The organism is Aeromonas sp. EERV15, assembly GCF_900079845.1.
GTDB lineage: Bacteria > Pseudomonadota > Gammaproteobacteria > Enterobacterales > Aeromonadaceae > Aeromonas > Aeromonas sobria.
The window spans coordinates 54,838-70,003 of sequence record NZ_FKKY02000001.1; the positions used below are offsets into that span (position 1 = coordinate 54,838).

The 15,166-nt window shown below is 55.3% G+C and carries 12 protein-coding genes and 1 pseudogene; 6 read left to right on the forward strand and 7 right to left on the reverse strand.

From position 1 onward, the window contains the following. The 6 genes from vioA to BN4575_RS00250 all read right to left on the reverse strand — a co-directional run bounded on the left by vioA (window position 1) and on the right by BN4575_RS00250 (window position 9,479). Window positions 1-1,110 carry a dTDP-4-amino-4,6-dideoxy-D-glucose aminotransferase VioA gene (gene vioA / locus BN4575_RS00225; RefSeq protein WP_068976669.1) on the reverse strand — a complete coding sequence of 370 codons (1,110 nt, stop codon included), beginning with the start codon at window positions 1,108-1,110 and terminating at the stop codon, window positions 1-3. Window positions 1,111-1,142: 32 nt separating this feature from the next. Next, window positions 1,143-2,570, reverse strand: coding sequence for a lipopolysaccharide biosynthesis protein (locus tag BN4575_RS00230; protein WP_068976670.1), 1,428 nt, complete (start codon window positions 2,568-2,570; stop codon window positions 1,143-1,145). Continuing rightward, window positions 2,554-3,444 (reverse strand): glucose-1-phosphate thymidylyltransferase RfbA, encoded by an 891-nt coding sequence (rfbA, locus tag BN4575_RS00235; RefSeq protein WP_068976671.1) that lies wholly within the window; start codon window positions 3,442-3,444, stop codon window positions 2,554-2,556. Before rfbA ends, BN4575_RS00230 begins: the two co-directional genes overlap by 17 nt. Next, a complete protein-coding gene (rfbB, locus tag BN4575_RS00240) occupies window positions 3,444-4,529 on the reverse strand; it encodes a dTDP-glucose 4,6-dehydratase (RefSeq protein ID WP_068976672.1) in 1,086 nt (361 codons plus the stop codon). The genes rfbA and rfbB overlap by 1 nt, the downstream gene beginning before the upstream one ends. A 589-nt stretch (window positions 4,530-5,118) precedes the next feature. Continuing rightward, entirely contained in the window at window positions 5,119-8,268 is a 3,150-nt protein-coding gene (locus BN4575_RS00245; protein ID WP_068976673.1) for an efflux RND transporter permease subunit, read from the reverse strand. 17 nt (window positions 8,269-8,285) lie between these two features. After that, window positions 8,286-9,479, reverse strand: a complete 1,194-nt coding sequence (locus BN4575_RS00250; RefSeq protein ID WP_068976674.1) for an efflux RND transporter periplasmic adaptor subunit — start codon at window positions 9,477-9,479, stop codon at window positions 8,286-8,288. A 140-nt stretch (window positions 9,480-9,619) separates the two neighbouring features. On the opposite strand from BN4575_RS00250, the gene BN4575_RS00255 reads away from it, so the two are divergent. The 6 genes from BN4575_RS00255 to BN4575_RS00280 all read left to right on the forward strand — a co-directional run bounded on the left by BN4575_RS00255 (window position 9,620) and on the right by BN4575_RS00280 (window position 13,654). Then, the gene (locus BN4575_RS00255; protein ID WP_068976675.1) at window positions 9,620-10,258 is read left to right on the forward strand and encodes a TetR family transcriptional regulator; all 639 of its coding nucleotides are present in this window, start codon (window positions 9,620-9,622) and stop codon (window positions 10,256-10,258) included. Window positions 10,259-10,367: 109 nt separating this feature from the next. Beyond that, window positions 10,368-10,931, forward strand: coding sequence for a hypothetical protein (locus BN4575_RS00260; RefSeq protein ID WP_068976676.1), 564 nt, complete (start codon window positions 10,368-10,370; stop codon window positions 10,929-10,931). Between the two features lie 192 nt (window positions 10,932-11,123). After that, window positions 11,124-12,305, forward strand: coding sequence for a dicarboxylate/amino acid:cation symporter (locus tag BN4575_RS00265; protein ID WP_068976677.1), 1,182 nt, complete (start codon window positions 11,124-11,126; stop codon window positions 12,303-12,305). Between the two features lie 228 nt (window positions 12,306-12,533). Then, window positions 12,534-12,848: a DUF134 domain-containing protein gene (locus tag BN4575_RS00270; RefSeq protein WP_068976678.1), complete on the forward strand. Its 315-nt coding sequence runs from the start codon at window positions 12,534-12,536 to the stop codon at window positions 12,846-12,848. Then, window positions 12,845-13,426 (forward strand): NifB/NifX family molybdenum-iron cluster-binding protein, encoded by a 582-nt coding sequence (locus BN4575_RS00275; RefSeq protein ID WP_068976679.1) that lies wholly within the window; start codon window positions 12,845-12,847, stop codon window positions 13,424-13,426. The genes BN4575_RS00270 and BN4575_RS00275 overlap by 4 nt, the downstream gene beginning before the upstream one ends. Window positions 13,427-13,468: 42 nt before the next feature. Continuing rightward, window positions 13,469-13,654: a hypothetical protein gene (locus tag BN4575_RS00280; protein ID WP_058053089.1), complete on the forward strand. Its 186-nt coding sequence runs from the start codon at window positions 13,469-13,471 to the stop codon at window positions 13,652-13,654. A 150-nt stretch (window positions 13,655-13,804) separates the two neighbouring features. Here BN4575_RS00280 and BN4575_RS00285 read toward each other — a convergent pair. After that, a pseudogene (locus BN4575_RS00285) lies at window positions 13,805-14,930 on the reverse strand (HD domain-containing phosphohydrolase). Window positions 14,931-15,166: the final 236 nt, after the last annotated feature.

Below are 15,166 nucleotides of genomic sequence, written 5' to 3' on the forward strand. Positions count from 1 at the left end.
TTAATTCCCTTTAATTAGCGTAATAACATGTTTCAGCTGTTCAACTGTTAGCTCATTAAAAATCGGCAAACATAATACTTTTTCAGCTAAGGCATTGGCCTCTGGCAAATGTGAGTTATCGGCACTAGGCAACGCCCGATACATCGGCATATTGCTGATCAAGGGATAAAAATAGCGGCGGGATAAAACGCTATTGGCTTTGAGTTTGTCATATAACTCATCACGACTGAGTGGGTAATCTGCCTCAACCAAAATAGGGAAGTAAGAAAAGTTGCTATTAGCATTCCTGTCATGCTGATACAGGGTAATACCGGTTACATCTGCCAGTTCGGCGCGGTAACGCGCATCGACTGCTTGGCGTAGTGCCATGGCGTCATCGATATGTTTAAGTTGTACTAAACCAAAGGCCGCATTGATTTCACTCATTTTGCCGTTAATACCAGGGGCAGTGACAGTGAGTTCATCGGCGATGCCAAAGTTTTTTAAGCGATCAATACGCTGCTTAGTTTTGGCATCTGGGCTGATAATTGCACCACCTTCGAAAGTGTTAAATACCTTGGTAGCGTGAAAGCTTAAAATCGACAGGTCGCCCCATTTAAGTAAACTCTCACCTTTATATTTCACCCCAAAAGCATGGGCCGCATCATAAATCACCTTCAAACCATAGTTATCAGCAATTTTTTGAATGGCTTCTACATCGCAAGGATTGGAGTAGCAATGCACCGGCATAATAGCGGTGGTGCGTGGGGTAATAGCTGCCTCTATCTTGGCAGGATCAATATTAAAAGTGGTTGGATCAATATCGACAAACACTGGCTCTAAACCATTCCACATGATCGAATGGCTGGTTGCCACAAACGAATAGGGAGTGGTAATCACCTCGCCGTGAATGCGCATAGCCTGCAAGGCAGTGATGAGCGCAATCGTGGCATTATTAAATAAAGAGACATGCTCAACACCCAAATATTCAGCCAACTTGGCTTCTAATTCTTGATGAAACGGGCCATTGTTGGTCAGCCAACGATTATTCCAAATTTTTTCAAGATAAGGTACAAATTCATTTAATTCTGGCAAAAATGGCTGGGTGACTGGGATTGTTTTATTCGTCATGTTTACATCCAAAGTAAAAAATAATTAAACCATTAGCGGCGTAAGGTACTGCGCAGTTGCAACAGCAGTGGCTTTTGTACCAACACTAAATACATACCATACACAAATAAGGCTACGCTCAAGTTAATCGCTATTTGCAACCACTCTTGCTGGAAATATAAACCAGCGCCATATCCAACGACCGCAGCAAAAATCACGGCAAACCAAATAGGTAAAATATCTTTACATTGTTGCCATTGACTTAAATGCGTTAACTTGGCGGTGTAATAGGTGTTAAGTAGCAGGGCTAAATAGGATGTCAGGGTAAAACCAAGACACATGGCCAACACGCCATAAGGAATGCTCAGCAGCAGCACAGTCACACCAATGAATTTTTTCATAACCTCAAGTTTTAGAAACAGATCGCTGCGACCAGTGACTTGCAACAAATTCAAATTTAGGGAATGGATTGGGTATAACATATAACCCAAACACAACACCGTGAGCAACACCGCAGCACCCTGCCACTGCTCACCTAATAAGATGGTTAACAACGGCTTGGCAATCAAGCCCAAAGCAACTATCAATGGGAAGATCATTAGCGCCGACAATTTTAAGGTTTGCCGATAGGCGTTGGCCATTCTATCCGGTTCGTCTTGCAACTGGCTAAACAACGGAAACGTTACCCGCTGAATAATGCTAGTTAACGTCATCGCTGGGAGACTAGTTAATTGATTAGCTTGGCTAAACTGGCCTACCTCAATGGGGCTAAATTTTTTACCTATGATAATTTGATAGAGGTTGTTGTAAGTCACATCCAGTAAACCAGATAACAACAACTTACTACCGTAACCAAACAAATAATTAAAAGAATTTTTCGTGATGAGGCCACGAGGTAACCAAGGAGCAAACAGATTGAATAATAAGGTAGCACAACTGGCATTAAGCAAGGTTTGCGCCACCAACGCCCATACGCCATAGCCGTTAATTGCTAATATTATCGCTGTTGGCCCACTGATCAGCACACTCAGTACCGATATTTTGGCTTGAGTTTTAAAATCCATCGCAACATTAAGCTTAACGCGCGGAATTAACGTAAATGTGTTAATCAGCACAGCTAAGCCCAATATCCGCAGCAGGGTTTGCAGCTCGGCTTGTTGATAAAAATCGGCAACCAAAGGCGCACTGATATACAAAGCAAAGTAGCACAAACCAGCCATGGCAATGTTGTAATAAAAGGCGGTTACTAAATCACTTTCTGTGCGATCTGTTTTACGAATTAACGCCGAAGTAAAACCACTATCGACAAACACATTGGCAATGGCAATAAACACTGTCAGCATGCCCACTAAGCCAAAGGCGGTTGGCCCCAATATTCGCGCCAAATATAAGGTAATGGCAAGTTGAATACATTGGGTAAGAAGGCGCTCGATAGCGCTCCATTGCAGGCCTTTTTTGGTTTTGCTAGCAAGATTGGTCATAGGGATTAGCCAAGGTTAACAGATATTGGCCATAACTATTTTTACTCATCAATTCACCGCGGGCCATTAATTGATATTCATTTAGCCAACGTTGTAAATAGGCAATCTCCTCTAAACAGGCGATTTTATAACCTTGGCGTTTCTCTAGCGTTTCAACAAATTGTGCTGCTTCGAGCAAGCTTTCATGGGTTCCAGTATCGAGCCAAGCAAAACCACGACCAAGCATTTCTACATGCAAGTTACCTTGGTTAAGGTACATCTCATTTAAGGTGGTAATTTCCAGTTCACCACGGTGCGAAGGCTTAACCTGTTTTGCCTGCTTTACCACATCATTTGGGTAAAAATACAACCCAGTTACGGCGTAGTGGCTCTTTGGTTTTACTGGTTTTTCTTCAATGCTGATGGCTTTTTGGTCTTGATCAAATTCGACTACACCGAAGCGCTCGGGATCTTTAACTTGATAACCAAATACAGTGGCAGCCTCACTTACCTGTGCTCTGGTAACCGCCATTTTCAACTTGGCGCTGAAATTTTGTCCATAAAAAATATTGTCACCCAGCACCAAGCATACGGCATCGTTACCAATAAATTCTTCACCAATAATGAAGGCTTGAGCCAAACCATCTGGACTAGGTTGCACTGCATATTCCAGAGCAATACCGAATTGGCTGCCATCGCCAAGTAGACGCTGAAATCCAACTTGATCTTCTGGTGTGGTAATAATGAGAATTTTTCTGATACCAGCAAGCATCAATACCGAAAGTGGATAATAGATCATTGGCTTGTCATATACAGGCAACAATTGTTTAGAAACCCCCATGGTTATGGGGTAGAGACGAGTACCAGAACCACCAGCCAGAATAATGCCTTTCATTACTTCTTCTCCCCGTACTGCTGATCGATCCAGGACTGATAGGATCCGCTCTTCACGTTGTTGACCCACTGCTTGTTATCCAGATACCACTGCACGGTTTTGCGAATGCCCGACTCGAAAGTTTCTTGCGGTTGCCAAGCAAGCTCACTGCTCATCTTGCTGGCATCGATGGCATAGCGGCGATCGTGACCGGGGCGATCCGCCACAGAGGTGATTTGATCACGGTAAGAGCCCGCTTTGGGCACCATCTCGTCCAACAAATCGCAGATGGTGTGTACCACCTCCAGATTCTGCTTCTCGTTATGACCGCCGATGTTGTAGGTCTCCCCGACCAAACCAGTGGTCACCACCTTGTAGAGTGCGCGCGCGTGGTCTTCTACATAGAGCCAATCGCGAATTTGGTCGCCCTTGCCATAGACCGGCAGCGGCTTGCCATCCAGCGCATTGAGGATCACCAGCGGGATCAGCTTCTCGGGGAAGTGGTACGGGCCGTAGTTGTTGGAGCAGTTGGTGACGATGGTCGGCAGGCCGTAAGTACGGCGCCAGGCACGCACCAGATGGTCACTGGAGGCCTTGGAGGCCGAATAGGGGCTGCTGGGGGCGTAAGGCGTGGTTTCGGTAAAGAGCGGCAATGCCTCACCGGCAGCCACTTCATCCGGATGAGGCAGATCGCCATACACCTCGTCGGTGGAGATATGGTGGAAACGGAAGGCCGCCTTGCGCACCTCATCCAGACCATTCCAGTAGGTGCGAGCCGCTTCCAGTAACATATAGGTGCCGACGATATTGGTCTCGATAAAGTCAGCAGGACCTGTGATGGAGCGATCGACATGGCTTTCAGCCGCCAGATGCATCACAGCATCCGGCTGGTGCAGGGCAAGCACCCGATCCAGCTCGGCACGATTACAGATATCCACTTGCTCAAACGCATAACGATCGCTTGTCGATACATCGGCCAAGGATTCCAGATTGCCGGCATAGGTGAGTTTATCGAGATTGATAACGGAATCCTGAGTATCACGGATGATATGGCGCACCACGGCAGAGCCGATAAAGCCTGCGCCACCGGTCACTAAAATTTTCATAGAGAAGATGCTCTTATAACAGGGGGAAGGTTCATTTGAGATCAAGATTGTTGCTCGGGGGAAATACGACGCAGGAACTCAAAGAAGTGCATGGATATTTGCAATCTAATACATATCACCGGATGGGTAGGTGCTCATTATTTGAGCTTAGATCGACAAGAGACATGGCTACCGCACTGAGTTGCAGCCCCCAGTTCGCTGATTTTAACCACACTGCTCAAGCTGTTGGTCATCATGTCCTCCAGCATTTAATTGTATTTTTGGCGGTATGCATCGCTAGACGCTATCACAGCTCTCTCGTGAGATTGCACACCAGACAGACCCGATTTGATGCCGGATTCTATCTCGTATCCCCCCCATATGAACAGCAAAAACTACCTCATTGGGGGTCAATTTGAAGCTGAACACGAGGCCGGTCACAGCCTGCTCGTACGTTCTGCTACTTATTTCAACAATCGGTAAAACGAACCTCTCGGCAAGCTCAGAAAAGCAGGACAACCCATGGGGTTGCCCTGTTTAGTGGTCAGCTAGAACCAACTAAGCTGGCTGTTTATTGCTTGCAGCTCAGCTCTGCCTCGCCTGCCTGCCATCAGTCATGTTTTGACTCATGGGCATGGGTCAGGCGCTCTTCTTTGCTACTGTGTTTGGTGAAGTAGCGCATTACCTGCACGAAGAAGAGGGGGACGAAGAAGATGGCCAGCACTGTGGCGCTGATCATCCCCCCCATCACGCCGGTACCGATGGCGTTACGGCTGCTGGCACCGGCGCCGGAGCTGATCACCAGCGGCAACACCCCGAGGATAAAGGCGAGCGAGGTCATCAGGATCGGGCGCAGCCGCAGACGCGCCGCCTCCACCACGGCTTCACCCAACCCCATCCCCTTGTCATAGAGCTCTTTGGCAAATTCCACGATCAAAATCGCGTTCTTCGCCGACAAACCTATGGTGGTCAGCAGGCCGACCTGGAAGTAGACGTCGTTCTCCAGCCCCCGCAGGGTAGCGGCCAGAATAGCCCCCAACACCCCGAGTGGCACCACCAGCATCACCGAGAACGGAATGCTCCAGCTCTCGTAGAGAGCCGCCAGACAGAGGAACACTACCAGCAAGGAGATGGCGTAGAGCGCGGGTGCCTGTGAACCGGCCTGACGCTCCTGGAAGGAGAGCCCGGTCCACTCGATACCCACCCCTTCCGGCAGCTGTTTCACCATCTGCTCGATGGCTGCCATGGCATCGCCGGTACTCTTGCCGGGCGCCGCTTCACCGACAATCTCCATCGCCGGTACGCCGTTGTAACGCTCCAGACGCGGCGAGCCGAAGCTCCACTCGCTGCTGGCAAAGGCGGAGAAGGGCACCATCTGACCGGCACTGTTGCGCACATACCAGAGCTTGAGATCTTCCGGGTTCATCCGGAAGGGGGCATCCGCCTGCATATAGACCTTTTTGATCCGGCCACGGTCGACGAAGTCATTGACGTAGGAAGAGCCCCAGGCTGCTGCCAGGGTGTTGTTGATATCCGCGATGGAGAGCCCCTGCGCCAGCGCCTTCTCGTAGTCGATCTTGATATCAAGCTGCGGCGTATCTTCCATCCCGTTCGGGCGTACCCGCACCAGGGTGGGATCCTGCGCCGCCATGCCGAGCAGCTGGTTACGCGCTGCCATCAGCTTGTCGTGACCGATACCGCCGCGATCCTGCAGGAAGAAGTCAAAACCGGTCGCCGTCCCCAGTTCCGGGATCGGAGGCAGGTTGAAGGCGAACACTTGCGCCTCCTTGATGCTGAACAGATAGCCCATGGCGCGGCCGATGATGGCATTGGCGCTGCGATCCGGGCTCTTGCGCTCGCTCCAGTCCTTGAGCTTGATAAAGGCCATACCGCTGTTCTGGCCGCTACCGGCGAAGCTGAAGCCCGACACGGTCAGCACAGAATCAACGTTATCCTTCTCGTTTTTCAGGAAGTAGTCGCGCATGTCTGCCAGCACCACCTCGGTGCGCTGCTTGGTGGCACCCACCGGCAGTTGCACCATGGACATGATGACCCCCTGATCCTCTTCCGGCAGGAAGGAGGTAGGCATCCGCATAAACAACACCGCCAGTACCGCCAGCATGGCACCGTAGATCAGGCTGTAACGCATGCCCTGCTTGATCACCTTGCGCACGCCGCGCTGATAGCGGTTGGTACCGGCATCAAAGGCGCGGTTGAACCAGCCAAAGAAGCCGCGCTTGGCGCCAAACTCGCCATGTTTCATCGGCTTGAGCAGGGTGGCACAGAGCGCTGGGGTCAGGATCAACGCCACCAGCACCGACAGCACCATGGCCGAGACGATGGTCAGCGAGAACTGGCGATAGATGGCACCGGTCGAGCCGCCGAAGAAGGCCATCGGTACGAACACGGCGGAAAGCACCAACGCGATCCCCACCAGCGCGCCGGTGATCTGGGTCATCGACTTGCGGGTCGCTTCCAGCGGGGAGAGATCCTCCTCGCTCATCAGCCGCTCCACGTTCTCCACCACCACGATAGCGTCATCCACCAGCAGGCCGATGGCCAGCACCATACCGAACATGGTGAGGGTGTTGATGGAGAAACCGAACGCCGCCATCACCCCAAAGGTACCGAGCAGCACTACCGGCACCGCAATGGTCGGGATCAGGGTGGCGCGGAAGTTCTGCAGGAACAGATACATGACGCAGAACACCAGGAAGATCGCCTCGATCAGGGTCTGCACCACCTCTTCGATGGAGATCTTCACAAACGGCGTAGTGTCGTAGGGATAGACGATCTCCATGTTGGCCGGGAAGTAATCCGACAACTCATTGAGCTTGGCGCGCACCTTGTCGGCGGTATCCAGCGCGTTGGCGCCGGTGGCCAGTTTGATGGCGACTGCGGCGGTGGACTGACCGTTGTAGAGCGCATCGGCGTCATAGCTTTCGCCAGCCAGCTCGATCCGGGCTACATCTTTCAGCCGCACCTTGGAGCCATCCTGATTCACCCGCAGCAGGATGTCGTTGAACTGCTCCACGGTAGAGAGACGGGTCTGCCCCATGATGGTGGCGGTGAACTGCTGATCTTTCACCGACGGGGTGCCACCCAGCTTGCCGAACGCCACCTGGGCGTTCTGCGCCTTGATGGCCGCCTGCACATCACCCGGGGTCATCTGCACCCGGTTGAGCTTGTTGGGATCGAGCCATACCCGCATGGAATACTGGCTGCCGAACAGGGTGATCTCGCCTACCCCGTCCAGACGGCTCAGGGGCTCCTTGATGTTGGAGACCACATAGTCCGCCAGATCGTCGTTGTTCATACTGCCATCGCTGGAGATGAACGCCGCGACCATCAGGAAGCTGCTGGAGGTCTTCTGTACCCGGATCCCCTGCTGCTGAACTTCTTGCGGCAGCAGTGACATCGCTTGCTGCAGCTTGTTCTGCACCTGCACCTGGGCGATATCGGGATCGGTCCCCGGCTGGAAGGTGAGGGTCACCGACACCCGACCCGCGGAGTCAGACTGGGAGGACATGTAGAGCAGGTGATCCAGCCCGGTCATGTTTTGTTCGATGATCTGGGTGACCGAGTCTTCTACCGTTTTGGCAGAGGCCCCCGGATAGCTGGCAGAAATACCGACAGCAGGCGGTGCAATGCTCGGATACTGGGCGACCGGCAATTTGATGATGGCCAGGCTGCCCGCCAGCATGATCACCAGCGCGATCACCCAGGCAAAAATGGGTCTGTCTATAAAAAATCGAGCCATGAAGCGACTACTCCATCCTACTTGTTGGCCGGGGTGTTGGAAGACGCTTGAGCAGACGGTGCATCAGCACCCTGCTCAGCGGGATTGACCACGGCGCCCGGTCGTACTTTCTGCAAACCAGCCACGATAACCCGCTCGCCGGAAGTGAGCCCTGACTCCACCACCCAGTTGCTGCCGACGACCCGGCTCAGCTGAACATTGCGCAGCTCAACCTTGTTGTCAGTGGTCACTACCATCACGGTGGCGCCGCCATTGGGGGTGCGGGAAACCGCGGTTTGCGGCACCAGCAGTCCTTGCGCCCGCTCCCCCTCTTGCAGGGTGGCGCGCATGAACATGCCCGGCAGCAGCAGTTGGTGAGGGTTGGGCACAATCACCCGCAGGGTCACCATGCCGGAGGTCTCGTCTACGGTCACATCGGAGAACTGCAGCGAGCCCTCTTCGCCATAGGTGCTGCCATCTTCCAGCTGGAAGGTCACCTTGGCCCCTTTCTGCTCGTCCTGAGTCAGCTTGCCCTCGGCGACCAGTCGCTTGAGGCGCAGCAGATCGGCGGTGGACTGGCGCACATCCACATACATGGGATCGAGCTGCTGGATGGCAGTTAAGCTATCCGCCTGCTGGGCAGTCACCAGCGCACCCTCGGTCACCGCGGATTTGCCGATGCGGCCGCTGATGGGGGCTGTGATGCGGGTGTAACCGAGATTGATCTCGGCGGTGCGCAGGGCAGCCTTGCTCGCCATGATCTCCGCCTTGGCCTGCTTCCAGCTGGCGTCGGCGTCGTCATAGTCCTGACGGCTGATGGAGTTGACTTTGAGCAGCTCCTGATAACGTTTGGCTTTGAAGCGGGCACTCTGCTCGTTGGCCTCGGCCTTGGCCACATTGGCCCTGGCGCTGGCGACCGCCGCCTGATAGACAGCCGGATCGATCTGATAGAGCAGATCGCCCGCCTTCACATCGCTCCCCTCGGTAAAGAGGCGCTTGAGGATGATGCCGCTCACCTGCGGACGCACTTCGGCCACCCGCAGCGGGGCGCTGCGACCGGTCAATTCTGTGGTCAACATCAGCGGGCCACTCTGCAGGGTCACTACGTTGACCGCCGCGGGGGGCATGCCGCCCTGTCCCTGGGGTGCGCCCCCCTTGTCACCACAACCTGCCAGCAAGCCTGTAGCCAGCAAGGCAAGACCAACTGAACGAGCAAGAATATGTTTATGCATGAAACACCTGAGCCTTTGCCAGTCAATGAACAATCAGGGCCGCATGGGCCCTGTTGGTAAATAGTCTAAAGTTGAGGCAATATACATACATTCATAAATGTATGTAAGTGACTTTTTGCTTGCATGAGGCATAGATTTCAATGGCCAGACGAACCAAAGAAGAGGCGCAGCAAACCCGCGGCCATATCATGAACACGGCGCTGGATCTGTTCTGCTCTCAGGGCCTGGCCAAGACCAGCCTGACCGACATCGCCAGAGCGGCAGACCTGACCCGTGGGGCCATCTATTGGCACTTCAAGAACAAGGACGAACTCTTCATTTCGCTCTGGGAGGAGCTCTGCAGCCCCCTCGCCCACCAGCTCGATGCCTGCCTCAATCCAGACGAGCCGGATCCGCTGGGACAACTGCGTCTCTTCTTCGAAGGGGTGCTCCACAGCTTCATTCACAATCCGGCCCAGCGGCAGATGTTCACCATCCTGTTCAATCTCGAATCGCTGGAGGGGGAAGCCATCTCATTGCGCGAACATATTCGCAGCCAGTCCGGCCACTTTTTTCGGGATCTGGAGACAACCCTGGCCAACGCGGTACGACGGGGCCAGCTGCCCGCCGACCTCAACCTGCAGCGCGCCGCCACCCTGCTTCACTGCACCCTGGATGGCTACATCATCAACTGGCTGCACTTTCCCGGGCGGATCGACCTACAGAGCGAGTCCGGCTTCCTGATAGAGAGCATGTTCACCATGCTGGCCCAACCCCACGGGCCTGCCTGCGGCCACTAACAGGAATCAGCAACTCCAATATGCCCCCACAAACTGGGGCCTGACCGCACGCTTTGGCAGTCAGGCCCCGATTTGTTAAAGTGTGCGCCCCCTGCTTGAGGTAACCCCTGTGCCACACTCTGACGCCATCCCCACTCCCCAACCATTGCACGACCAGCACGCCCCCATTCGGGCCGCCTTTGTGGCGCGCCTCAAACCCGGCGCCCATCTGCTCAATGGTCAGTGCGGTACGGGGGAGGATCTGCGCTGGCTGCGTTCAGAAGGATATGTGGTCACTGCCTGTGAAGCTGTGCTGGCCGACGCCAAAATCGCCTCGCAGCAATCCGGACAAGCGGTACGGGTCGGCACCCTCGCGCGGATGCACTCGGTGCTCCCTTACGATGGCATCTGGCTGAGTCGCCCGCTTGATAGCGAAGCGGCCACCCTTGCCCCCCTGTTGCAACAGCTGGCGACCCTGCTCAAAGCGGGTGCCCCGCTCTGTTTCCCCCTGCAGCCAAGCGGCGAGATGAGCCACGACCAGCTGACGCTGCATCTGCAGCAACTGGTCACCACATCCGGGATAGCGCTGCAACTGGCGCCGATAGGGGCCGTATCGGCCAACACGTCACCATTCACAAGTCAAAACGCCAGCCAATACGTCATGTTGCTGCGTGGCGATCATCCGGCCCCCTAACGGGCTAATTCATCACGGATTTTTCAGTTCAACGCCAAACCGACAGCAAGTCTGCTCTCATAGCTTTCGACAATATTTAACTCGGTGTTAACGCAGCAAAAGCAGACATAACACGGTTTCTGTGTTAGAAAGTGTGATTAATATCAAAATTTAATAACAAAACAGACAATACAACCAACTCCGGATTTCCTTATGAAACTTGTCCTGAAACTCATTGCTGGCATCCTTGCCGGTCTCTTGCTCGGTCTCTACGCCCCTGAGTGGGTGGCGCGCGTGCTGTTTACGGCCAAGACGGTGATAGGTCAGCTGATCACCTTCACCATTCCGCTCATCATTCTGTTCTTCATCATGAGCGGCATCGCCAGCCTGCCGAAAAACTCCGGCAAGCTGCTGGGCAAAACCGTGGCCCTCTCCTACTGCTCCACCATTCTGGCGGGACTGTTCGCCTTTACTGTGGCGAGCCACCTGATCCCGCAGCTGACCACCGCCGCCGAGCCCACCACGGCCACGGCTATCAAGCTCGCCTCCTACGTCAATCTGGAGATCCCGCCGCTGTTTGGCGTGATGTCAGCACTGGCCGCCGCCTTCGTGTTCGGCATCGGCATCAGCGCCACCCAGGCCACTGATCTGCGCCGGGTCGCCGATCAGGGCCGTGACATAATCGACCGCCTGCTGGCCAAGGTGATCATCCCGCTGCTGCCGTTCTATATCGCCGGGGTCTTTGTCGAGATGACGGTAGAAGGCACAGTGTTCGCCACCCTGAAAACCTTCGGCGTGGTGCTGGTGATGGCGATCCTGATGCACTGGATCTGGCTCTCCGTGCTGTTTATCGGCACCGGTCTGGCCCTTGGCCGCTCACCGGCCCAGCTCATCAAGAACATGCTGCCCGCCTACTTCACCGCGCTGGGGACCATGTCGAGCGCCGCCACCATTCCGGTCGCCCTGCAATCGAGCAAGAACAACGGGGTAAGCGACGGCATCGCCAACTTTACCGTGCCGCTGTGCGCCACCATTCACCTGTGCGGCTCCACCATCACCCTGGTGACCTGCGCCACCGCGGTGATGTTCCTCTCCGAGCATCTGGCCATTCCGGGCATCGAGACCATGCTGCCCTTCATCATGATGCTGGGAGTGATCATGATCGCCGCGCCGGGCGCCCCGGGTGGTGGCGTGATGTCGGCACTAGGTCTGCTCACCTCCATGCTCGGCTTCGGTGAAGCCTCCATCGCCCTGATGATCGCCCTCTATCTGGCGCAGGACAGCTTCGGCACCGCCTGCAACGTCACCGGTGACGGCGTGATTGCCCTGTGGGCCGACCGCTTCGCCAACGGCAGCGAGAGTGCAGCCCCAGTGGCCGAAGCCGAACAGGCGTAAGCTCGCCGGGAAGGCACCCGCCATCCTCTGTAAAAACCGCAGGCCCGAACCGTGTTCGGGCCTGCGTCGTTTCCGCCACCTTTTCTCCTCTTCCCTGTTCGTCTCTGTTTTTCTCTTTCCCCCTCTCTCTGCCGTAAACAGCACTCGCGCAGCCCGCTGCACTCGACAAAATTATTGGCATATGCCATATACTGGCGTATAAATGGCGTATGCCAATTAGGAGCCACCATGCCAAGACCCAAGATTGCCCGCCAGATCTGTGGCCGCCCCGCCAACAGCTGCTTCAAACCCAACGGCAGCCCCATGCATCAGCTGGAGCAGGTCACTCTGGCCCCTGACGAGTTCGAAGCATTGCGCCTCGTCGACCTTCAAGGAATGCAGCAGCAGGAGGCCGCCCTGGTGATGGGGGTCTCCCGTCAGACCCTGGCCAATATCCTGAAAAAAGGGCGTTACAAGGTGGTGGAGTGTCTGAGTCTGGGCAAGGCATTGATGATGCAACCCGCCGAGCCCGACCACCAAACCCGTGGAGAAGAGCCGAAATGAATGCTGTCACAACCATGACCACCAACCCCTGCAACAGCGCCCTGATGCTGAGTCAGGGGCTGCTGGCCGGACACTTTACCCGAGCCGAGCAGTTGCAGATCCTGAGCCCCGAAGGGAGCGTCATCGCCACCCTGGCCAACCCGGCCGCCGCCGAAGGCTGCCACGGTAAGCAAGCGCTGCTCGACGCCCTCGCCCATTATCAAGTGGGTCAGGTGGTGGTACGCAATATCGGCGAGCGGATGCTGGGGCGCCTGCTGGCGGCCAATATCCGGGTGCTGCAGTGCCGTTCTGCCCGGCTGCCGCTGCCTGCGCTGCTGGCCCCCGCCAATCTGCAACTGCTCACAGATGCCAGTCAGGGCCGCCCGTCTCGCCGTCATCAGAGCAAGGCGGCGATCCGTGCCATTCAACCCCTCGGCGCAGGCCACAGCCATACCAATTGTCATGGTGGTTGCAACAGTGGTTCCAATCACTGTTGCGCCAGTGGTGACAATCAGGCAGACAGTCCACGGCAAGGCCATACTTGTTGCCACGGCAGTGAAAGCGCCGGCCAACAGGGCGATTGCTGCCATCATCATTAATGCCATCACAGTGCATGTCATCACCACCAAGGAGAAGAGATCATGTCCATCTGGTTGTTGAGCCTGCTCGCCTCGTTCGTGCTGATCCTGGCCATGGGCACCATCATCTGGTGGCGCCAATACCAGCTTGCCCAGAAGCGGGAGGATAAAGAGGTGCGCCCCTGCGGATGCTCCAGCGCCTGCGCGGATCACCTCTACCAAATCAGCGAGCCGCCGCCCAAAAAGTAACCTGGCCGCAGATGCCATAGCCACAGATACAACGTCTTCGATAGAGAAGGCGCATAAAAGAGAGGGGGCACCTGCTGGTGCCCCCTCTCTTGTTACTGCATCCTCGTCATGGTTAACCCTGTGCTTTACCCCGCCGCTCACCACGATCGATCAACCCGGCTCAGCGCCGCTGGCCGATACACCTGCCGAACTGGCTAGCTCCTGATACTGCTGATAGATGGCATAAAACTCGGCCTTGTTATGCAGGGCCGCGGCGACACAGGCGGGATCAAACTGGCTACCGGCATGCTCCTCCTGATAGGCAAACGCCGTCTCGAACGGCCAGGCCTTCTTGTAGGGGCGCTCGCTGGTCAGGGCATCAAACACATCAGCCACTGTCACGATGCGCGCAGCCAGCGGGATCGCCCCCCCCCGCCAGCCCTTGCGGATAGCCGGTGCCATCAAAGCGCTCGTGATGGCTGGCGATGATGTTGGTCAGCATGTCGGTGTGGTGAATGCCATCGAGGCCAAACTCGTTGATCATCAGGCTGATCATCTCCCGCCCCTTGCCGGGGTGGATCTTCATGATCTCGAACTCTTCCGGCGTCAGCTTGCCCGGCTTGAGCAAAATGGCATCCGGCACCGCGATTTTGCCGATATCGTGCAGCTCGGAAAAGAGATAGATAAACTCCACCTCCTCATCGCTCAGGCCGCAACTGGGAGCCAGCGCCTTGGCAATCAGCCGGGAGTAGGCAGACATCCGGTGCAGATGGTTGGCGGTCTCCTCATCCCGATAACGGCTGAACTCCCGCGCCGTGGTCAGCGCGCCGCCAAGGGTCTGGATGGAGAAAAACTCCACCGCAATAATGGCCGACAGCATCTGGGCATAAGCCGACAATTCGCTTCGGATCGGCTCGTTGAAATAGCCCGGTTCCATCGCATCGCAAAACAGAAAGCCAAACAGCTTGCTGTTGAACAGCAGCGGCTCGGTATAACTGGAGGCATAGCCCGCTTCCAGCAGCTTGCGGCTGTGCTCCGATGCTGAGCCGCGCAGTGCATCCAGATTTCCGAGCACCCGGGGCTGCTTGTGCTCCGCCAGATAGCGCAGGGAGGGAACATCGCTCAGCTTCACCTCATACTGCACCAGCGGCGAGTGCCCCTCGGTGCTGTGGGCAAAGGTCTTGAGCTGATCCGTATGCTGGTCGTAAATCGCGATGGCCACCCGACCCAACTTGTCAAAGCGCTGCCTGAGCGTGGCGTGCAGATTCTGCACTCTCTCGTCAAATGAATGTTCCATCCCCATCTCCATCCGTGCAGCTTTGATAGGAGTATAGTGACCCCCATCCTGGCGGACCTGCCATATTAACCACGAAATCAATAGTGGTGGGGCGCACAGCAGGACTAATCCTCCTCACATCGCGCCATCATTGGCATTAGCCGGTACGATTTGACCTTATCGAAGATATTGTTCGGTTCTGCCATGCTGGCTGTATAGTTTTTGGTTAACCATTCCGGTAAAATTCGCGCCCTTAA

Bases quoted from the DNA above. Each gene is read 5' to 3' on its own strand.
- BN4575_RS00250 (WP_068976674.1), bottom strand. From the start codon at position 9,479: ATGCATAAACATATTCTTGCTCGTTCAGTTGGTCTTGCCTTGCTGGCT.
- rfbA (WP_068976671.1), bottom strand. From the start codon at position 3,444: ATGAAAGGCATTATTCTGGCTGGTGGTTCTGGTACTCGTCTCTACCCC.
- BN4575_RS00275 (WP_068976679.1), top strand. From the start codon at position 12,845: ATGAATGCTGTCACAACCATGACCACCAACCCCTGCAACAGCGCCCTG.
- BN4575_RS00245 (WP_068976673.1), bottom strand. From the start codon at position 8,268: ATGGCTCGATTTTTTATAGACAGACCCATTTTTGCCTGGGTGATCGCG.
- rfbB (WP_068976672.1), bottom strand. From the start codon at position 4,529: ATGAAAATTTTAGTGACCGGTGGCGCAGGCTTTATCGGCTCTGCCGTG.
- BN4575_RS00280 (WP_058053089.1), top strand. From the start codon at position 13,469: ATGTCCATCTGGTTGTTGAGCCTGCTCGCCTCGTTCGTGCTGATCCTG.
- BN4575_RS00270 (WP_068976678.1), top strand. From the start codon at position 12,534: ATGCCAAGACCCAAGATTGCCCGCCAGATCTGTGGCCGCCCCGCCAAC.
- BN4575_RS00230 (WP_068976670.1), bottom strand. From the start codon at position 2,570: ATGACCAATCTTGCTAGCAAAACCAAAAAAGGCCTGCAATGGAGCGCT.
- BN4575_RS00265 (WP_068976677.1), top strand. From the start codon at position 11,124: ATGAAACTTGTCCTGAAACTCATTGCTGGCATCCTTGCCGGTCTCTTG.
- BN4575_RS00255 (WP_068976675.1), top strand. From the start codon at position 9,620: ATGGCCAGACGAACCAAAGAAGAGGCGCAGCAAACCCGCGGCCATATC.
- vioA (WP_068976669.1), bottom strand. From the start codon at position 1,110: ATGACGAATAAAACAATCCCAGTCACCCAGCCATTTTTGCCAGAATTA.